This is a genomic window from Faecalicatena faecalis, assembly GCF_012524165.2.
Lineage (GTDB): Bacteria > Bacillota > Clostridia > Lachnospirales > Lachnospiraceae > Faecalicatena_A > Faecalicatena_A faecalis.
Map to the genome: position 1 here is coordinate 215,682 of NZ_JABACJ020000002.1, position 21,057 is coordinate 236,738.

A 21,057-nucleotide genomic window follows, 5' to 3' on the forward strand; every position below is an offset into this window, starting at 1 on the left:
AATCACTCGTCCTTCTCGAAAATCAGGTCCATCTTCCTGATGCACCCATTGACACTGCTCTCCGTCGGGACCATCCCCACATACCGGTAACCTTCCCCTGCATATTTGTCAATAATCTCACGGTGCTCTGATACGGTAGCCATTACCATATCCTTCATCTGGTAAGTAACACTTACATATTCGTATCTCTTCATCTTACTGCTCTCCCTTCTGGCTTCATTATAGTGAAATTATACTCCCCTTTTCCACCTTCCACAAGTAGAACAGCAAATAACAGACCATTTCCAGTCACATTCCAAAAGACCTAACTTTCTCGTTTCCATCCGCTCACTAACAGTTCTGTCTTCTGTGTATTCATCTGCCTGTCTATCGCTGCCAACAGCTCAATCTCACTATGAAATACGATGCTCCCCTGCTTTGTTGTCAGAACGCCCTGCCATGTGCTGTTCTTACAGGATGTAATATTGATTTTAAAAGTCTCTTCCATGGACTTCCTCCTCTCTATACGCTCCAAACCGCGAATTCTCGACCTCAAGCCGTACTTCCATACATCGGGCAAGTGCCCGCTCCACCTTTGGGCGGGTGATCGGTTTTTTACTGAAATAAGCGACACACAGGCGGTACGCCTGCACCCCGAAATCCAAATCTGAGAACCAGACGATCTTCCCGGAAAGAAGCCTTGCACTGGTAATGATATCCAACCCTTCCACGCCGTTCTGGGCAACAATCACCATATCTGGTTCTGCCTTCTTTATTTTCTGGGCGAGCTCCGTCCAGTCAGCGCAGCCCTGTATCTGCACAGACACTCCTGCATCTTTGCAGCAATTCTGTACATATGCCGTCAGCTTTTCCTGTTCTGCTTTATTGTGATCACATACAATTACGTTCCACATATACTGCCTCCTTTATACTTTAAATCTAATGATTTGAAAAACCAATTTCAATAAGTTGGCGTCGAACTGCAGGTTTTGGCGACAAATTACATTGTCTAAGCCTTCTTTTTCCTGTAAAATAAAAGTAACCAAATGGTGAAGCTCATTTAGGGAAGGAGGAACCATCCTGTTGAAAGCCGCTGTGATTGATGATCTTGCCGAATGCCGTGAAGAAGCAACCAATGCTCTACGACGTTATTTTCATGAGAATTATGCCGGGGAGACACCCGTGATCGAAGAATTTAAGGATGGGGAGGAATTCTTATCTGCGTTCATTCCCGGAGGCTATGATCTAATTTTTATTGACCAGTATATGAGTGGTCTTTCCGGTATCGAGACCGCTCAAAGAATTCGGGAAGCAGACAGGCTGGCCGCGCTTATATTTATCACCACCAGCCGGGAACACGCCGTCGAAAGTTTTCGCGTAAGAGCCTGTGGTTATCTGGTAAAGCCTTATACTTACGAGGACTTTGAACGGACCATGACACTTTGCGGAATAGAGAAGATTCGCAATGCCAGGTTCATACAAATAGGTGACGTAAAAATCCTGCTGCGGGATATTCTTTGGTGCAGTCAGGACGACCATTATGTGCAGATACATACACAAAGTCGAAGTATCTTACGATTTCGCATCGCCTTTAAAAGATTTACTGCGCTGCTTAGCCCCTACCCTCAGTTCCTGACTTGTTACAAAGGGTGTATCGTCAATATGGAGCGTGTAGAGCAGATCGATGGTCTTGATTTTGTCATAGATACGGGAGACAAAGTCCCCTTTTCCCAACGTGACAAACGGAAGCTTGAAACGATGTTCCACTCCTATTTATTCCAACGCGAAAGAGAGGACGAACTATTATGAAAACAATCGATACCCTGATGGTCCTTATTTTTCCATTTCTGGATTCCCTGCCCTTTACCCTGCCGCGCTATTGGCTCTTTAAAGAAAAACTGCGGATTCCTTTTCGCTATATCGTTGGACTGCAGCTTTTCTTAGCGGCAGTCTACAGTGCTGCTTTTTACTATATCAACCTGGGCGGCTATGCATACGCGGCCCAATGGACGACGATCATGCGCTATTGTTTCCTGCTAATCTATCTCGCCCTTGCCTTTTTGCTGATCCGGGACAGTATCCCAAAGCTTCTGTTCACCTGGCTTTTATTTCTTTCCTGGCAGTTCTTTGTATTGGGCAATGCAAACTATATTGAAAGCAGATACTTTTGGGATTTCTCTGGCCTTCACCCCTATCTGATTTATAATATCGCCCGCATCGGAATATACCTGATTACTTGTCCGTTTCTGCTTCACTTTTTCTTTCATACAGTGGCGGATGCACTTAAAATCAATGACCGGGATATCTGGCGCTATTTCTGGGTCATCCCACTCTTTTCCACATTGTTCGGCATGCTTTATTGCACTACAGAAGACGTGTACGCCTATGCCTCCTGGCAGTTTTTAGTCTCTCGGTATTTCATGCTGCTCGGTGCATGTCATGTGTCCTATGTGGCTCTTAGGGTCCTGAAAATATCCCGACGCGAAACCCAGTTGGAAGAAGCATTAAAGTATGCAGATAAGAACCTCCTTGCCCAGAAAAAACAGTATGACAGTCTTGCCGCACATATGGACGAAATGAAAAAAGCCCGCCATGACCTGCGCCAGCATCTCACTGTTGTACAGTCTTATCTGGACCTGGATGACAAGGAAGGACTTCGGGAATACCTGGACCTCTATAAGAATGAACTGCCCCCTGACACTCTGGAGCTATACTGCCGCAATGATGTAGTAAATGCGGTAATCTGCTATTATGCAGCACAGGCACGGGACCATAAGATCCGTTTTGAGGCAAAGGTCGATTATCCCGACAACTGTCCCATCTCTGCCACTGATATTACAGTGCTGTTAGGTAATCTACTGGAAAATGCAGTTGAAGCCTGCCATCGTGAAGCCGGGGGCCAAAAATATATCAAGCTGAAGATCAAACAGAGAGGAAACACTTCCCTTCTGATCCTGGCAGATAATCCATGCACCACACCTGTCAGGTTCAGTGGAGACATCCCTTTCTCCTCTAAGCAGGAGGGTATCGGAATCGGTGCCTCCTCCATCCAGGAGATTGCTGCTAGATATGACGGCGAGGCAAAATTTGAACAGAGGAACGGAGTCTTTAACGCCTCCGTATTTCTAAAGACCACGGTGAATCCTAACATCTGATTTTCCACAAAAAATGTCCCGAAAATAAGGATGCCAAGAAGGTATCTTCTTATTTTCGGGACATTTTATTAAGCTGGAGAAGGACTTTTTTCCATCTTTCTATTTTCAGACAGGAACAGACCGAGCAAGGTCAAAACGATACCTGCTGCAGTAGTCCATGTCAGCTTCTCATGCAGGATCAGTGCTGAGGTGATTGCAGTGATGACCGGAACCATATAGATATATACGCTGGTCTTGACTGAACCTAGGATCTTTACTGCAAAGTTCCATGTCACAAAACAAAGAGCTGACGCACCAAAGCCTAAGAATAACAGGTTCAGGATGTTCTTCATACTCGCGAACTGTGCCAGTTCAATTTTGAAATCCATCAACACCAGGGATGGAATCATGAAGATCAGGCCGTAGAAAAAGGTCCGTCTTGTGGTCTGTATCGTATTGTAGCCCAGTCCGCTAATCTTCTTTGTAATGGTAGAATAAGCCGCCCAGATCATTGCCGCTATCACTGCCAAAACGTCCCCTAACGGATTCAATTGCAGTGCACTCTCACTGCCGAAGCTGATCAGGAAGATTCCTGCCAGAGCAATCAAAAATCCGATAAAAAATCTTCCCTCCGGCCGTTCTCCCTTGAGAAACAGACAAGAAAAAATCACGGTAAAAAAAGGAGCGATAGAGATAATGACCCCTACATTGGATGCAAGTGTATAGGTGAGTGCTATATTTTCAAACAAATAATATAAAGTCACACCGCACAGCCCGGCCGCAGCAAACAGCCATTCCTGTTTTTTCTCCTTTAATTTCAAAGTACGCGGACAGACACACCAGAGTGCAAAATACCCAATCATAAAGCGGATAAAAAGAATCTCGATCGGAGTAAATGTCTTTAGAAGTACCTTCGTAGAGATGAAGGTGGTCCCCCAGATTAGTATTGTAATAAATGCTGCCACGTGTCCGCTGATTGTTTGATTCTTGTCTTTTATGCTAGTCATTCCCATGCCTGTCATTTTCCTGCTCCTTTGTAAAGATTTTCTGATACTGTTTCGGTGTCAGTCCTATAAATTCCTTGAAAAAATTGGTAAAGTGGCTCTGATCCGAGAATCCTGCCATGCTTGCCGCTTCAATTGGCGCGACTCCCTCCTCCAGAAACCTTTTCGCCTGCTTTAGCCGTATATTCTGAAGATATCGATATGGCGAAACTCCCACTTGCTTTGTAAAGGACCGAAGCAGATAGGACTTTCCGAAATTTGTCATAGAGAGCAGGTCATCCAGGATAATATTCTCCGAGAAATGCTCCTCCATATAATCGCAGAGTGTCTTGATCTGCTGGTTCGGCTCCGACACATCTGCCTCATCAAAAGGTTCTGCATATTCCTGCAGCACCTGTTCCAACAGGAAGAAAAACGCTTCCTCCCTTTTCAGCTTCGGTGCCTGTGATAAAATCGCCCCGTACAGTTCATCTATGGACTGGGTAATATCGCTTTGATATACGACATTCTGAGTGAAATGCGGAACAAAGTCTTTCCCGGTAATCTCCTTTACTGCCTTTTGCATCACTTCGATTTCTATATTTACGGCACGGTAATCCAAAATCTCTCCATTGATGGGAGCACAGTAATGATTATCCCGCGGGTTAAATAAGATCAGATCCCCCGCTGCCAGATCGTATTCCTTCCCGCGGCACCATAAATGTCGCTTTCCCCCTTCTACAAAACCGATGACATAATAGTCGTGGAAATGGTTCGGGAACTTTTGAACGATTCCACCCAGATTGTATGCTTCTATTTTCAGATCACGGTCATAATAAACATGCCTCTGCTCCTGTACGCCCTGCATTGATGTCTCCTCCTTTGGGTTGATAAGAGTTATTTTACCATTTTGTGAAAGGAAAATCTTGAACGATATTACACTCATGTAACAAAATAATCCCGGACCACAACCGTGATCCGGGACTTTGCAAAACCCATTTTCAAAATCGACGTCATCCGTTACTCATACCAGCCATATCTATGACCAGACGCCAACAGACTGCGCGTTCATTTTTCCTTACTTATTTTTTTCCTCATATGCCACAACCCCCGGTGCATATTTTCCTTCTTTCAAATCTGCCGCAATCTTCGGATATATCTTATCCAGGTCATACAGCCAGGCCGCGATTGCAGATATGGTAGAAAAGATGACTGGCAGCCCGATAAACATCACACGCAGTCCTGTCACTGCCGCCGGTGTCTGTGTTGCTGCTCCTGCCACGTATCCGCTGAGGCTCATGATCCATCCAAGCACGATTGTCCCCAAACTGTTTCCTACTTTATTACAGAAGGAATTCGCCGCATTTCCCATACCAATCATACTGAAACCGTTTTTCCATTCCCCATAGGTAAGAACATCCTGAATCATGGAAGCGAATGCACACCCTGCAATTCCATATCCGATTCCGCCTGCAACACCTGTAACAATGAGAATGCCTTTTGAGCTTGAGAACAGAGGCAGAAGGGAACCGATGGCACGGATGGTCAATCCGCCTAATACCGCATTTCTTTTACCAAACTTTGCCATAACCCCAAATCCTGCAAGCATGGCAGCCAGCATAGATAACGTGTTGACCGTTGAAAAAATCTGGAAAAATGCTGTGTCCCCGACTACATAGGTCATATAATATGCCGTCGTCGAACCTGTTGCCCCCATCAAGAAGTTGATGGAAAGACAGATAATGATGTTGTAGATCCAATATTTATTTTTAACAAGCGCTTTCATTGTAACCCAGAATGGAATATCTGCCTTTTTTGTTTCTTTCTTTGTTTCTTTTGCAGAATCATCCGTTGCCTGAGCGCCCTCTTTCACACGTTCGCGGGTACCAAATACTACAATAAGCTGAGCCACTGCCCCAACTGTCATCCAGATAATCAGCAGTTTCACCCATCCACTGCGGTCTCCATAAGCAGAGTAGGAAGGATTATCACTCAAAGCATGGAGCAGGGTAATGATTGTTGCATTTCCCACCAGCCCGGCAATGACATTTCCGACCATGTTAATACCGCCGTTTAATCCGCGGGATGTCTGATTCCTTGTCATAAGTCCGTTCAGAGTCATATACGCTACATAAGTCAGGGTATAGCACACTGTGGATGCAAGGTTATAGGTAATAAAAATGTATACCAGCTGTGCCGCGCCTGTCAGACTGGACGGCATCAGATAAATCAGCAGAAGGGCTATGATCGTAGCCGGTATCATCCGAAGAAGCCAGATCCTGGTCTTTCCAAATCTACTGTGCGTCTTATCAATAATCCGTCCTGCCACAAGGTCTGACAGACCATCCAGCAGCTTGGAAATACCGATGATGGATGCGGCTGCACCCGGGTTAACATGCATCACTTCTGTGTAAAATATAAGCAGAAATGCGGAGATAAACAGGTTGACCGCATTGGTCGCAAAACCGCCCCCGATTCCGTATGCAAGATGTTCTAAAATTCCTACTTTTGCGTCTGGTGATAAATCTACATTCCTTTTACTCATGACTATCCTCCGTTTTTAATCTGATTCTGTGATAAGTTCAGGCACATTCAAACTGTACCTGTTCTGTTATCTGATCCGTTATCTAATCTGTTATCTGTTCTGCCATCTAATCTCTTCTATTTTTCTAATTGCTTCTTTATAGTGATCTACGGGCCCTCCAAGCATCGATACCTGCGCCTGCATTTCGTATAATGACTCAGACATTTTTTCTATATTTTCTGTGGCAATCGCTGCCACTGCCTGTGGCACATAAGTCTCCAGCACTTTCCTTGCCTCCTGATTCTCTGCCAGCAATTCCAGTCTGGTGCCGCCTCCAAATGGTGTACGGTAATCCCTGTCAGGCATGTAAGTATATTCATACTGCCCTGCCGTCACTTCTTCCGGCTCTCTGCCGCTGTCAGGCAGAACAATGACTGCTGATGCTCCAAATGGAACCTCGAACCTGAAGGTCAGACTGCCATCTTCATTGATTTTCCATTCGGATACATATCTGCCGGATGCCGATTCATAGGAACATTTCATAAAGCCAAGCCGGATATCCGGTTTTGGTTCAAACCTGACTTTTTTGAATCCCGGTTCTACTGGAATAATACCCGCCGCATGCCGGTACAGGAATTCTGCAACGGAACCGTAGGAATAGTGGTTCAGGGAATTCATGCCCGTTCCACTGATTTTACCATCCGGCAGCACAGAATTCCAGCGCTCCCAGATTGTAGTCGCTCCCAGATTAATCTCATACAGCCAGCCCGGGAACTTCTCGAAAAACAGGAAATCATATGCCAGGTCCGCCATGCCGTTCTCGGCCAGAACGGTACTCATCATGGTAGCTCCCACGAAACCGCCCTTGATACGGTAACAGTCCTTTTTGATCCGATTTCTTAAATCTTTTACCATTCTCTCCTTGTCTCTGTAGATTCCAAATCTCAGAGCCAGGATGTATCCGGTCTGTGTGTCCACTGTAAGCCTTCCGTTCGGACTGAAGAATTCATCCAGGATTGCCTGATAGATTCGACCGGCAAGTGCTCTGTATTTCTCTTCCTCCTCAAGTCCGAGGATTTTCGCAGCCTCTGCAACATACAAAGCCGATGCATAATAGTATACCGATGCAACATAATGGGAATCGGTCCTTCCGTAGTTGCTCTGCTCGGTTGCCCCGTCCAGTGCAAGCCAGTCACCGAAGTGGAACCCAAAGTTCCAGAGATACTGTGCTCCCCTCTTTTCATCTTCTCTTATAATGCTGTCCACCCAGTCTTTCATCATGGGATAATTGGCTTTTAAAGCACTCTGATCTCCATAATATTCATACAGCATATAGGGCATAAATGTTGCGATATCACTCCACACGCTAGATGTCATTCCCGGTAGGTTATTCGGCAGATAGACCGCCACCTTACCGTCATTTTTTATCTGATCCAGTCTCAGGTCATGCTGAAACTTGTGATAAAATGCCCTGGTATCCATATGGTACCCTGCCGTTCTGCAGAACACCTGTGCATCACCTGTCCAGCCCAGCCTCTCGTCCCGCTGCGGACAGTCTGTCGGCATATCAAGAAAATTCGATTTCAGGCCCCACATTGTATTCTGGAACAACTGGTTGATCTTCTCATTTCCTGTCGTCATCTCTCCGGTCTGCTCCATCTCAGAGTAAACCGCCCTTCCGATAAAGCACTCCGGCAGGACCTCTGTGAGACCGGATACCTTCACATAGCGGAAGCCATAGAACGTAAAATGAGGTTTGATGACCCTGTCTAATCCATCTGAAATATATTCGAACACGGACCTTGCCGTCCGGTAATTATCATGGTAAAAGTTCCCGTCCTGAAGGATCTCGCCAAACTCCAGCTTCATATGAGTCCCTTTGGGAAGCTTCTGGCAACACTCAATCATTCCTGCAAAGTTCTGTCCAAAATCCAGTACCGTCTCCCCTGCCGGAGTGTGGATCAATTCCTTGACAGGCAGTGCTTCCATCTCATGCAGAGGAGGAGAATATCTGGCCGAGAGTGGTATCTTTGCCTCGCTGGTCACTGCCTTCTTCCACGGATTCTCTTTTTCTTCCCACAACAGATAGTTCTGAATCTCTCCGTCGTAGATGTCTGTCAATTCAAATTCACTGCCCTGATACATCCATGAATCATCCGTGCCCAGAACTTCTGTCGTCCCATCCTCATACTCGATACGAAGTTCTGCAATGCAGAGGAACTTTTTATCAGGGTCCGGCTTCCCAAATCCAAAACGGCCCTTGTACCATCCATTTCCAAGGTAAATCTGAATCCGGTTCTCCTCCTGCAAAAGACTCTTCACATCGTAGGTACAGTACTGGACGTACTCTGCATAGTCGCTGATAAAAGGCGCCAGCACATCCATTCCTGCCTTCTCTCCATTTATCAATGCCTCGAACAGTCCAAGACCGCTGACATACAGTCTGGCACTTCTCACTTTCCCGGAAGTCGTAAACTCTTTTTTAAATACCGGATGAAAATGGTCTCCCTCCTGCGTGGTAATCCACTGCCCCTTCCATGACTGGTCCAGTTTAGCGGTCTCGAAGTAGCAGACCTCGCTCACAGCAATATCACTTTTAGCTGCTTCTTCTGCTGTCTCATCAAATTCTGCCTCAACAGTAATGCGGCAGTAATATCTCGTGCAGGGCTTCTGTTCAAATTCAAAAGTTTCCGCAAGACTATTCAGACTGCTTCCTTCCCTGACTGCTATGACGGTAATAAATGCCGGATCCTCTGCAATCTCAATCTTTGCATTTTTCTGCCGGATACCTTTTGTTCCCCTGACCTTCCAGGATAAAGTGACCGTATCGAATACATATCCCACTGGATTTGTCAATCCATTGATTTTTACATCATAAATCTCCAATTGTTACTTCCTCCTTAACTTATCGTGAACCCCAGATTCCGAATACCAGACGTTCCACTTCTCTGCTGATATAGGAACCCGAACCATTAAGATCGGTTCTTTTTGTCATAAAGACTGCCTCCAGATTATCTTTGGGGCTGACCACCAGGTGGGTTCCGAATGCCCCGCTCCACCCATAGGTCCCCTCTGTCGCATAACTGTCTGCGGCCTTCGGATTCTGCCGGATCCGAACCCCCAGTCCCCACACCATCCCGGGTTCTGGCTCAAGGTGCTGCTTCGGGGCCTCTGTGTGCATCAGCTCCACGGTCCGGGCTTCTAAGAACTGCTGCCCATGATACATTCCCTGGTTGCAGAGCATCTCTGCTAAATGTTCCATATCGGTGATCGTGGAAAATAATCCGCCGCAGCCCTGCTCAAACTTTGCTTCATCCTGCCGTAAGATTCCCCACATGTCTTCTTTCGTACCCGTAACATCTGTAAGACTTTCGTCCTGCCTCTTATATACCCTTACCAGACGTGATTTCTGCTCGTCATTCAGAAAATAGGTCGTGCTTGTCATCTCCAGCGGCTGAGCGATCTCCTTCTGAAGATATTCTTCCAGTCTCATGCCCGATACGATTTCCGTGACCCTGCCCAGGATATCAAAACTTGCCATCGGGGAATAACCGGTTCCCATTCCCGGCTGAAAATCTAGGACATACCCTGCATATCTGTTCACACGCTGCTCTAACGTCTCATCTTCATTTTTCATCTTCAGCAGGGCACATAACCCCACACTGCCCTGTTCGAGCCCGGAAGAATGAGAAAGCAGATCACGGATCGTGATTTTTCTTTCTGCCGGCACTGATTTTACCTCTTCCATTTGAAAAAGTGGCAGTTGTGCATACAACTTTTTATAATCATCTGAATCGACCCTGTATCTCTCGTCACAGGACACCCGCATATCGGAAAATTCAGGAATATACTTTGAAAGCTCATCATCCAGCCCTATTTTCCCCTGCTCCATCATCTTTAAGATTCCGACCGCTGTCACGACTTTTGACAGGGACATCATACGATAGATAGAATCATAGGATATTGAAACATTTCCTTCTATGTCTCCCTTTCCCCATTTGTTTTGATAGACCAGTTCTTTATTCTTTCTCACCATCAGGGCACCGCCCGACATCTCCCGATTAGCTACATAATTCTGCATACTGTTTTCAATTTCCTGTATTTCCATTATGTACCCCCTTTCCTCTTCCTGTTACATTTATCATATCTTGTCTGCGTTCTTTTGAAATCATGTTTTATTGGCAAAACATCATATAATCTTGTGTTTTATAATTCCTATGTTTATAATAAGGGTACACTGCCAATCTAACAGGAGGAGTAGAGCATGTTTGAGAATATAGAGCTTACCACTGCCGTAGCAAAGACAAGCCTTTCGTCCAGAAGGCTTACAGAGAGTACAATCGAGGACCCCAAATATAACAGTGAGAACCTGAAGAATTCCAGTTTCTGCATCACGGGAAGTGCGGATTGTTTTTCCCGCCCTCCAATCACCGATTTTGCGGTGAAAAATCTATATTATATGCAGGATTTCAGTGTCTTCCATTACGGTTTTGGCTCTTACACAGAGCGCAAGAACTTCCATTCCTTCCTGATTCTGTATACCTATTCAGGACACGGGTCTATCGTATATCAGGATAAAACCTACCAGTTGAAAGAAGGGGATGGAGTCTTCATCAATTGTATGGATTATCACTTTTACAAAGTGATGGGAAAGTCCTGGGACACAGCGGTCCTCCATCTGTACGGCTCTCTCCTGCCTGAGCTCCATGCACAATATATGCAGAATGGAACTGCCGCCTTTCATGAAAACACTACCGGAAAGTACCAGCATTATCTTGAGAAGCTTTTAGCACTTTACAGTTATCCGCACTTATACCGTGACTGGCAGGTGTCCACCTGCATCGATAATATGCTGAATTATCTGCTGCTTCTTGGCTCCAAGGAAGCCGGGAAGCGCAATGATACGCCCCAGGATATTCAGTACTTAATGAAATATATGGAAAATAATTATACAGAACGTCTGACTTTAGATTACCTTGCATCTTTTGCCAATATGAACAAATACTATCTGTCCAAGGAATTTAAAAAATATACAGGGTTCTCGCCCAACGATTATCTGATTTCTCTGAGAATCGATCAGGCGAAGACCCTGCTGAAAAGTACCTCCATGCCTGCATCAAAGATTGCCCATGAGGTAGGGATACACGATATTAATAATTTTACGAACCTGTTTAAAAAGAAGACCGGGATGACGCCCATCCAGTATCGGAATGCAAATGATGTCTTTTAGCGCTCTAAAGTCAGTGAATTCCAGTATCCTGCTGCCCGTTCGATCCACCCTTCTGCCTTTGTACCGCTTCCCAGACCATATCCATGTCCGCCGCTTACAGGATGTTCAAAACGATAGGGAATCTGGTATTCTTTCAGAGTCTTCACCATGTCCTGCGCATTCCAGAATGGCACAATCGGGTCATCCTCTGCCTGAATCAGGTACACAGGCGGATAATCTGCGTCTATATTTTCATCAATATTGTAGGGTGAAGTCTGTTCTTCTGAATACTGTTCTCCCAAATATCCCTGAAGCATCATCTTCTGATACGGCTCCGGCAATTGCCTGACGGTACGCCACAGGGCGATCATCGGATAGTCAAGCAGCAGGACTTCGGGAGCTGGAAGCTGATACTTCCGAAACCCCAGTTCTTTCGTCCCCCAGGCTGCCGCAAGGTGCCCTCCGGCTGAAAAGCCGCCTACCGCATAGGTCCCCGGGTCTACTTTGAATGTTTCCGCATGATCCCGGATAAACCGGTATGCCGCCGCCAGATCATCCATAGGTTTCGGGAATAATGCCGGACCTCCTATCCGGTAATTCAGACAAAAGACCGGGATTCCAAGTTCATTTAATCTGGCAGCAACAGGAAATGCCTCTGCGAGGGAACAGACCGCACCATAACCTCCTCCCGCCGCCAGAATGACAAACCGCTGACTGCCCTGTGCCGGAAAATAGATCAATTTCACATGTTCTTTGCCTGAATCCTCTTTTCTTTCCTCTTCTGAATAAACATCGAATAGATATTTGCCCTCTTCCCTGGCGATTTTCAAAAGACGATTCAGTCCATATACCATGTCGGATGCCTGCCAGGTCGGATTCTTCGCCTGCACATCTTCGAGACTGTTTTCATCTTTGATATCTTCATGTCCTCCTGGCTGCATGCTCCAGATCAGATAAGGGAAAACCGGAGCCAGTTCTTTGACTTCTCTGATTTCTTTAAAAGTTGTCTTTGTTGTAAACATCTTGATCTCCTCCATTCTGCATTCAGACCCTCTCTCTTTTTTCCACCCGTAAAATCACCCGCAGGATATTTTCTGCACACCACTGCAGATTGGCAAGTGACAGACTTCCCTGTGCAGCCGCCGCAAGCAGCCTGTCGTAGTCTGCCTGGGATCCCGGCATAATCAGGTCATTTCCTGCTGTGATGCATGATGCGGATGAAGAACAGTTGTACTTATGGCTGCCGGATTCTGACCCGAAATCAGAAGTTGTCCCCCAGTCTGTCATGACCAGCCCCTGAAATCCCCATTCATCCCTCATAGCTGCTGTCAGGATATCATAATGATTCGCCGCATGTATTCCATTTACAAGATTAACAGAGGTCATTGCCGCAAAAGGCTGTGCCTTTTTGATGCAGATTTCAAATGGTTTCAAATATAACTCTCTTAAGGTTCGCTCTGTCAGATGGCTGTTATTATAGTTCCGGTTGGTCTCCTGACTATTGGCAGCAATATGCTTGATCGTCGTTCCTCTGCCCGGATGGGACTGGACACCCTTTGTCACTGCCGCTGCGCACAGCCCGGAAAGAAGAGGATCCTCTGAATAATATTCAAAGTTCCTGCCGCCCAGTGGATTCCTCTGGATATTCATCCCCGGTGCCAGCCAAAGGTCAATCCCCATCTCTTCCATCTCTCCACCCACCAGGTCACCGGCAGTCTTCCAGATTTCTTCGTTCCACGACTGGGCCAGCATTGTAGCAACAGGAATGGCAGTACAATACTGATAATATGTCTCTGCACCTGACAGATCCACATTCAGGGCTTCTTTTGGCAGTATATTTTTAAAGAGCGGATCATTTGCCAGATTCTTTAAAATCACCCCATCCTTTACAAAATACTCCGGATTCATCCGAAGCCCTGCCGGACCATCTGCCATTGCAAGTGATGGGATTTTTCTCGTATCCCATAATGCCTTTGTTGTCTCGCCGGCTGCTCCCGGAATCGTATCCGCAGCATTGCCGATCACGCTGAAATCCTGCATATTCATCCTTGCGCCGCCGACACAGAGCAGTGCCAGTTCCTCCACGCTAAGCTGGCTTAGCAGATCCCTAAGACTTGCTCTTCCCTCTTTTACGTCCTCTAATGTGAGCGTGGGAGAAGATGGGGCTTTGTCCAGAGGCTTTCTTATCTCATGATAAATGTGGCTTATTTTCTGGATTTCATCAACCGGAACTGTGATATGAGGAAGTACGCTCTTTTCATGCTGATTATCTTCTGGCTCTCCACAAGTCATGATTCTTTCTGTATTTTTCTCTTTCTCCGTATCCCATGACAGTAGAGAAACTTCCTCTTTTCCAAACAGATTTTTACACTGCTCAGTAACCACCTCTTCTGATACTGTCAAGATAGCTGCGTTAACTGTATTTCTGGAACTGTTTCCTATCCGAACGACATACTCCCCTTTTTCAAGTACATAGGAGGCTGTAGATTCCTTGTAGGAACTCATCTGTGAAAGAGGGAAGGAAAGCACGCCCTTCTGGCTTTCTCCTGGTTCAAGAAGATCTGTCTTCCAGAATGCGCAAAGATTCTGATATGGCTTATCTAATGTTCCATCCGGCGCTGAACAATACAACTGTACGACTTCCTTACCCATACAGGTATCTCCGATGTTCTTAACTGTTGTCTCTACTTCCACGACTCCCTGATTCAGCCGTACCTGCTCCACTTTGATCTGAAATTCTGTATAAGAAAGACCGTACCCGAATTCATAGGCAGGCTCTATCCGGGCCCGGTCAAAGTACCGATATCCCACATAGATTCCCTCTTCATACCAGGAGTCATCCACATCCTGATTACGCCCGGCAAAACTGTCCGCTCCCGGATAATCTTCATAGTGTTCTGCCCATGTGGCGGTCAGTTTTCCTGACGGTGTCACTTTTCCTGTCAGAATATCTGCCACAGCCTCTCCGAATGCGCTTCCACCCTGGCTGATGTTGACCATCGCATCGATTCCCGGAATAGACTTCACTGTCTGCATATCAACGACTCCGCCCACATTCAGAAGCAGAATAAACTTTGAATATTTTTCTGCCAAAAGACGGATATCATGCTCTTCTTCCTCTGTCAATAGATAGTCCCCCGGTTCATATTTCCGGTCAGCTCCTTCTCCTGAATTCCTTGCAAGTACATAAATGGCAGTATCTGTGAGGCTGCATTCTAATTCCTCTTCTTTCAATTTCCGAAATGCAGGTTCGTGGAATGGGCTGCCCATAGAAGAAAGGAGGGCTGCCTGAGGACCTTTCTCTTTTGCGATCCGTTGAATTCCTTCCTCATACTTTTGAAAGGCTGTTTTATAAAATGTCTCCTCTTCATCAAGCCAGGATTTCGTAGTAATCTGAAATCCTGCCTGAATCAATCCCTCTTCAATCGTTGTATACTCTCTTACATTTACGTCTCCTGATCCGGTGCCGCCCTTCACGGTACGCCTTGCCCCGCTGCCATACAATGCAATCTTATCTGTATCTTCTGAAAGCGGAAGCACTCCATTGTTCTCAAGAAGGACCACGCCTTCTGCAGCAAGCTGTCTTACAATCTCTTTATTGTTCCGTTCCCTTGCGGAAACTTCTGGTGTTGTTCTCATCGTTCTCATTGCTATCCGGTTCCTTTCATTTGTTTTTCTTTATTGTAGCCTTTATCCCTGTCTGTGAAATCTAATTATGTTGGCATAACATCATATAATCTTGACATCTCATTTTATCTAAAAAAATAATCCCCGCTTCCGATTTCCGTCTTTTCTCCGTCCCACTCTACCGTTGCTGTTACATTACATGGTATCGAAACACAAAGGCCCTTCTCATCCCACGCAGCCTTAATTGTGCCTGCCTCACATTCAAAAGTTCTCTCACATGAGGTCAGTCTCTTTCCCCCATCCGGCCTGATGATAACATGTGAGAATCCGGGAGTGTCACTGTCGATGCCGGCAATATGCCTGCAGATCCATTCATCCACACAGCCGAACGCATAGTGGTCGAAGCTGACATACCTGCCGCCTGATTTCGCATCATCTGCGTCCCATGCTTCCCATATGGTCGTTGCCCCATGGTCGACTTCATACAGCCAGGATGGTCTCTTATCCTGCCACAAAAGTGCATATGCCAGCTCTTTTTCCCCTATTTTACAGAGCGTATCCAGAATAAACGGAGTCGCAAGGAATCCAGTATCCAGACAGTTTCCATTCTTCCTGATCAGATCTGTCAGATCTTTTTTGTAACTGTCATATAGCTCCTCCGGGACAAGATCAAACGCAAACGCGAGAATATAGCCTCCCATCAGATATTCCGGCAAAAGCCCGGCCAAAAGGATTCCTTTCTGGATTGCTTCCTTCATCCGTTTTGACCTGTCGGCATATCTTTCCTCTTTTTCTTTCTCCCCGAGAACCCGGCATATCTCCTTCATCCTTAAGAGAGTCATGTATCCAAAGAACGGCGCAATATAAAATGCCGATTCTTTACAGATTCCGTACTGCTCCCCGGTATCATCAGGACGGCTCGGCACCAGCCACTCTCCGAAGTGGAACCCGGTATTCCACAGATACCGGTCGTAATCATAAGGGATATCATGGTATCCTCTTTTCTCTTCTGCGGTCCGGATGATATACTCGCACCAGGATTCCATTGCCTCGAAGTTATCTCTCAACACACGGGCGTTTCCTGTCATTCGATACATATCATAAGGAACCCAGACGATGGCGTCGCTCCAGCCTGCGACACCGGTCACCTTCTCATCTCCGAATTTTTTTACAGTCTGTAAAAGCAGCGCTTCATAGAGTTTCATATATGGTGCAACAATACGGATCACCCCGTCGTCCTGCTGGTCTGCCCTGACAATGTCAAGCCAGCTGCTTAAGAATGGAGTCATCTCTTCGTTCATAAGAGCTGTCTTTGCATAAATCAGAAGATCACCGGTCCATCCGGCCTTCTCCCTCGTCGGGCAGTCTGTCGGAACAGACATCATATTATTATACTGAGACCACCTTACATTTTGATAGAGTCTGTTCAGCCTTTCATCCGAGCATCTGAACTCTCCTTTATTTTCTTTTTCCGTAGTGAGCAGTACCGCTGTGAAGTCTTCCTTTCTCACTTCCTCCAGCCCGCCTACACGGATATACCTGAATCCATGAAATGTGAATTTTGCTTCATGCTCTATCGGCTTTCCATCCGAAATGACGATATCTTTTTGCGGTGCAAACATGGTATTGATATAATTTCCATCCTGGTCCAGCACTTCAAAATATTCCAGTGTGATTTCCTGATCCTTCAAAGCATCGATTTTTACTCTGGCCCTTCCGGCGATCACCTGACCGAAATCCACCACCTTCTCGCCAGCCGGTGTCGTAATCACCTCAACTGCCGGAAGCAGCCTGACCGGGCGGACCGGAGGAATGGGCTGGGAGCGTAAGAATTCATATCCATAATCCTTGACATCCACCGGATATTTTTCTGTATTCTTGATCCTGTAATCCTGCTTTTCTCCCTGATACAGGTCAGAATATACAATGTGCCCGAGACTGCATTTTTCTGTTCCATCTGATGCAACGGTCTGAATCGTCCCATTTTTATATCTGATTTCAAGCTGAAACAATACAGACGGTTCTTTATGGTACTCTTCCATGACCGGACGTGCCTGCGTGCTGAAATGCCAGCCGTCTCCCACATACATTTCCAGACTGTTCTTTCCGCCAAGAAGCAGCTTCGTCACGTCATAGGTCTGATAATACATAATCTTATCATACCTTGTGAACTCCGGCGCGAATTCACGGTCATCCGCTCTTTTCCCATTGACTTTCAGTACATAGACACCATGAGACGTTGCATAGACTCTGGCACTTTCAATCTCCCCGCATGTGTCGAACTCCCGTTCAAAAAGAACCGGAGGATACGCTGCCCCGAAACTGTATTCACTGGCGGGCTGCCGGTCTATCGTGCACTCGATCCATCTGGCACACCAGTCTTTGTCCCTTAAAAATGCCGTCTCAAACCAATCTGACGCGCTCGATACTTCTTCATAATTGTCCCATACGGTTACCGTCCATTCGTATCTTTCTGCTGTTTTAAACCCTTCCCCTTCATACTCCACAAACGCCTGGCATCGGGACTCCACTTTTCCTGTATCCCATAGTATCCCGTCTTTATTTCTGACTACAATACGATATGCCCTCTGCAGCACATTCTGCCTGGTACTTTCGATCTTCCAGGAAAATTCCGGTCTCCTGTCAATCACCGGATTCTTCATGTGCATTACTTTAAGATCATATATCTTCATCTGGAACTTCCTCCTCTATTTTCTTTTTCTGTGCACCCCACTCTTCGGAAAACTCCCAGACACCGCTGCCCACATGATATTCCGCGGTATTCCCTCCATCTTCTGGCAGGCAGATCGTTGCCGTCGTATTTACCGGTACCATAAACTCATACTCTATTTTCCCGTCCTTCTTTTTCCATGAAGAAAGGATTTTTCCATAGCCGCTTTCATACTCCGCTTTTGCTTGTGTCAGGCTTCCCCCTGGTACCGGACTTATCGTAAAATGCTTATATCCAGGAGCATCAATATCTGGTCTGATGCCAGCCGTGTACTCAAATAAAAAGCTGCATACAGCGCCATAACTATAGTGGTTGAAAGATGCCTTGCAGTTCTCGTAACCATCCCAGTTCTCCAGGATCGTGGTCGCCCCTGCTTTCACATTGGCAAGCCATCCCGGACTCTCTGTCTGCTCCAGGACCCGGTATGCTTCCTCAATAAAGCCCTGTTTCGCCAAAACCGGAAGCAGATGTGCTGTCGCCAGAAAACCTGTATTTAACTTATAACCATTTTCTTTTATCATCTCTAAAAGCTTTGCTGCGACCCGTTCCTTATGATCGTCATCTGTCAGACCAAATGCAAGTGCCCTGATACTTGGCGCCTGCCGCCCCTCTTTGATACTTCCATCTTCACGGATAAAATATTTATTAAATACCCGTTTTACCTTTTGTGCAATATCCTGATATTTTTTTTCATCCTCTTTCATTCCAAGAATTCCTGCCATCTGACTTAACAGCTTCGCCGAGTAAAAATAGTACATCGTCGCAGTATTATAGTCAGGATTCTGATACAGACGCAAAAACGGGCTCGCCTCTGTCTCATCCGGTTCACACCATTCCCCGAAATGAAAATCGGTGTCCCAGACAAACTCTGCATCCTCCGACTCCTTATACCATGGCATGTGCTGGTACTTTTCACTTTTCTGCCTTGCCTCATGGATCACATAATCTACCCATTTCTTAGCACAGGGATATTGTTTCTCAAGGATCTGCCTGTCCCCATATGCCAGGTACATAACATATGGAGTAATCACAGCGGTATCCCCCCAGCCTGCTGAACCGTCTGAAATTGCCCCTTCTTCCATGGATCCCAGAGTCATCTTTAAGACCAGCTTCATAATATTGTCATCCGGCAGCATTTCAATCCGGCTCTGCCTGCGCTTAAGCTCTTCGGCGTGGTGAAATGAAGTGCTAATTGGAATCGTAATCGGAATCTTTCCATTCTTGAATTGCTCCAAAGACATATCTCCAAGCCATTTTTCAAAAAAAGGATATACATTCATGAACTTTGTCGCTGTATTAGCATAGATCTGACTGTCACCAGACCAGGGATTGCGTTCTCTTGTCGGGCAGTCTGTCGGAACATCCAGGAAATTGCCTTTCTGGCTCCAACGGCTGTTACTTACCAACTGATTAATCAAAGGATTGGAGCAGGTAAAGTCACCACATTCCTCCAGCGCAGAGTACACAGCCACTGCTGTAAAATCTCCGGGCTCAATTTCCTTGTCGTATCCCTGGATCAGAACGTATTGAAATCCGAACACAGCGAATATCGGACAATACTCCTCCTCATCTTCCCCTTTGGCAATGTAGATGATCTCCTGCATACGCTTCTCTTGTTTTCCGACGATCAGGTTTTTCAAAGTAAAATTACCCTCTTCATCAAGTGCCTCCCCGTGCACCAGCCTGATTCTCTGCCCCTTAGAAAGACCGCGAAACCGTATCTTTACATAACCGGCGATATTCTGCCCAATATTAAGGACAGTATCTCCATTTGGTGTCTTTATGACCTTCGGGTGAAATGTCTCCATCTCCTGGACCGGAACGCTGTTAGAGGATATGAGAATATCCTTCCTGGCATATTGATCTGTCTCTAAATGTACGAACTTCCATGAAGTATCATCAAAACCAGACTCTTTCCAGCCTTCCGGTTCCAAGTTGGCATCGAAAAGTTCTCCCTCTTTCATATCACATTCCCGGATTCCACCTGTTGATGTTTTAAATGTCTCGTCAGATACGATCCATTCCCTGCTTCCATCTTCATATTCTAAGAGAATCTGTCCGATATAGGACACCTTATATCCGAAATTATTGCGGTAGGCCCCACCTGTCGTGCCGCGCCACCATCCGTCTCCCAGTGCAACGGACAGACAGTTCCTTCCAGCGCTCAGCAGATGGGTAATATCATAGGCCTGATACTGTAAACGTTTATGGTAAGTCGTATAGCCAGGTTTAAAGACATCTTCTGTTCCTCTTTGTCCGTTCAGCCAGAATTCATACAACCCATGGGCTGACTGATAGATTCTTGCCGATTTGAGACCGGGGCGAACTATAAATTCTTTTCTGAGATAAGGTGCAGGCATTCTTCCGTCAATCTCTACTTCATCCTCCGGTTCAATCCAGTCCGCAATCCAGTCCAATTCCTGTAACATCCCCATCTCAAACCATGTCAGGCTGCTTTCTGCCTGCTCCAAAATTCCCTCTTCATTTTCTAGCTTCACGAATACCTTCCAGTAGATACGTTCGCAGGAGTGAAGTTTTGGTCCCTGCCAGATTACCGCTATGGACTGCTCACTTTCTAACTCCCCGCTGTCCCAGATAGCTTCTTTCTCCCCCTGTTCACGAAAAGCTATGATACGGTAACTTCTCTGCTTCATATTCTTTCCATCGCTAGATGATTTCCATGAAAATCTGGGCTGTACTGCATCTATTCCCAAAGGTCTATCCAGGTATTCTGTCCTTAAATCATAAATCTTCATTGCCATCTTGTTCTTTCTTTTCTCCTTGATCTATTTTTTATTCCCGCCACTGTCTTTATTGTAATGCAGGAAAACGGATTCGAAATCATACTAAATTGACTTTATATCATGTTA

15 protein-coding genes are annotated in these 21,057 nt (G+C 46.0%); 3 read left to right on the forward strand and 12 right to left on the reverse strand.

Annotated elements, in window-relative coordinates; translation table 11 throughout:
• Positions 1-2 precede the first annotated feature (2 nt).
• From HGO97_RS03675 to HGO97_RS03685, 3 genes are all read right to left on the reverse strand, one after another.
• Positions 3-194: a DUF4177 domain-containing protein gene (locus tag HGO97_RS03675; protein WP_216239551.1), complete on the reverse strand. Its 192-nt coding sequence runs from the start codon at positions 192-194 to the stop codon at positions 3-5.
• 110 nt (positions 195-304) lie between these two features.
• On the reverse strand, positions 305-487 hold the full coding sequence (locus tag HGO97_RS03680) for a hypothetical protein (protein WP_216239552.1): 183 nt from the start codon (positions 485-487) through the stop codon (positions 305-307).
• Positions 471-893, reverse strand: coding sequence for a hypothetical protein (locus HGO97_RS03685; protein ID WP_216239553.1), 423 nt, complete (start codon positions 891-893; stop codon positions 471-473). Before HGO97_RS03685 ends, HGO97_RS03680 begins: the two co-directional genes overlap by 17 nt.
• Positions 894-1,062: 169 nt before the next feature.
• Here HGO97_RS03685 and HGO97_RS03690 point away from each other — a divergent pair, with 169 nt between their 5' ends.
• Both HGO97_RS03690 and HGO97_RS03695 read left to right on the forward strand, forming a co-directional pair.
• Positions 1,063-1,788: a LytR/AlgR family response regulator transcription factor gene (locus HGO97_RS03690; RefSeq protein WP_216239554.1), complete on the forward strand. Its 726-nt coding sequence runs from the start codon at positions 1,063-1,065 to the stop codon at positions 1,786-1,788.
• Positions 1,785-3,134: a GHKL domain-containing protein gene (locus HGO97_RS03695; RefSeq protein WP_216239557.1), complete on the forward strand. Its 1,350-nt coding sequence runs from the start codon at positions 1,785-1,787 to the stop codon at positions 3,132-3,134. Before HGO97_RS03690 ends, HGO97_RS03695 begins: the two co-directional genes overlap by 4 nt.
• A 68-nt stretch (positions 3,135-3,202) precedes the next feature.
• On the opposite strand, the gene HGO97_RS03700 is transcribed toward HGO97_RS03695, so the two are convergent.
• The 5 genes from HGO97_RS03700 to HGO97_RS03720 form a co-directional block, all read right to left on the reverse strand.
• Positions 3,203-4,120 (reverse strand): DMT family transporter, encoded by a 918-nt coding sequence (locus HGO97_RS03700; protein ID WP_216239558.1) that lies wholly within the window; start codon positions 4,118-4,120, stop codon positions 3,203-3,205.
• Positions 4,113-4,964 carry an AraC family transcriptional regulator gene (locus HGO97_RS03705; RefSeq protein WP_216239561.1) on the reverse strand — a complete coding sequence of 284 codons (852 nt, stop codon included), beginning with the start codon at positions 4,962-4,964 and terminating at the stop codon, positions 4,113-4,115. The genes HGO97_RS03700 and HGO97_RS03705 overlap by 8 nt, the downstream gene beginning before the upstream one ends.
• Positions 4,965-5,174: 210 nt before the next feature.
• Positions 5,175-6,641 carry an MFS transporter gene (locus HGO97_RS03710; RefSeq protein WP_216239563.1) on the reverse strand — a complete coding sequence of 489 codons (1,467 nt, stop codon included), beginning with the start codon at positions 6,639-6,641 and terminating at the stop codon, positions 5,175-5,177.
• 90 nt (positions 6,642-6,731) lie between these two features.
• The gene (locus HGO97_RS03715; RefSeq protein ID WP_246597279.1) at positions 6,732-9,506 is read right to left on the reverse strand and encodes an alpha-L-rhamnosidase; all 2,775 of its coding nucleotides are present in this window, start codon (positions 9,504-9,506) and stop codon (positions 6,732-6,734) included.
• Positions 9,507-9,525: 19 nt separating this feature from the next.
• On the reverse strand, positions 9,526-10,728 hold the full coding sequence (locus tag HGO97_RS03720; protein WP_216239565.1) for a serine hydrolase domain-containing protein: 1,203 nt from the start codon (positions 10,726-10,728) through the stop codon (positions 9,526-9,528).
• A gap of 156 nt (positions 10,729-10,884) precedes the next feature.
• On the opposite strand from HGO97_RS03720, the gene HGO97_RS03725 reads away from it, so the two are divergent.
• Positions 10,885-11,850 carry a helix-turn-helix domain-containing protein gene (locus tag HGO97_RS03725; RefSeq protein WP_216239568.1) on the forward strand — a complete coding sequence of 322 codons (966 nt, stop codon included), beginning with the start codon at positions 10,885-10,887 and terminating at the stop codon, positions 11,848-11,850.
• Here the strand turns inward: HGO97_RS03725 and HGO97_RS03730 are convergent.
• The 4 genes from HGO97_RS03730 to HGO97_RS03745 form a co-directional block, all read right to left on the reverse strand.
• Positions 11,847-12,866, reverse strand: coding sequence for an alpha/beta hydrolase (locus HGO97_RS03730; RefSeq protein ID WP_216239570.1), 1,020 nt, complete (start codon positions 12,864-12,866; stop codon positions 11,847-11,849). The genes HGO97_RS03725 and HGO97_RS03730 overlap by 4 nt on opposite strands.
• Positions 12,867-12,873: 7 nt before the next feature.
• Positions 12,874-15,468: a glycoside hydrolase family 3 C-terminal domain-containing protein gene (locus tag HGO97_RS03735; RefSeq protein ID WP_216239580.1), complete on the reverse strand. Its 2,595-nt coding sequence runs from the start codon at positions 15,466-15,468 to the stop codon at positions 12,874-12,876.
• A gap of 113 nt (positions 15,469-15,581) precedes the next feature.
• Positions 15,582-18,149 (reverse strand): family 78 glycoside hydrolase catalytic domain, encoded by a 2,568-nt coding sequence (locus HGO97_RS03740; RefSeq protein ID WP_216239582.1) that lies wholly within the window; start codon positions 18,147-18,149, stop codon positions 15,582-15,584.
• Complete coding sequence (locus tag HGO97_RS03745) at positions 18,136-20,949, reverse strand: family 78 glycoside hydrolase catalytic domain (protein WP_216239584.1); 2,814 nt, start codon at positions 20,947-20,949, stop codon at positions 18,136-18,138. Before HGO97_RS03745 ends, HGO97_RS03740 begins: the two co-directional genes overlap by 14 nt.
• Positions 20,950-21,057: the final 108 nt, after the last annotated feature.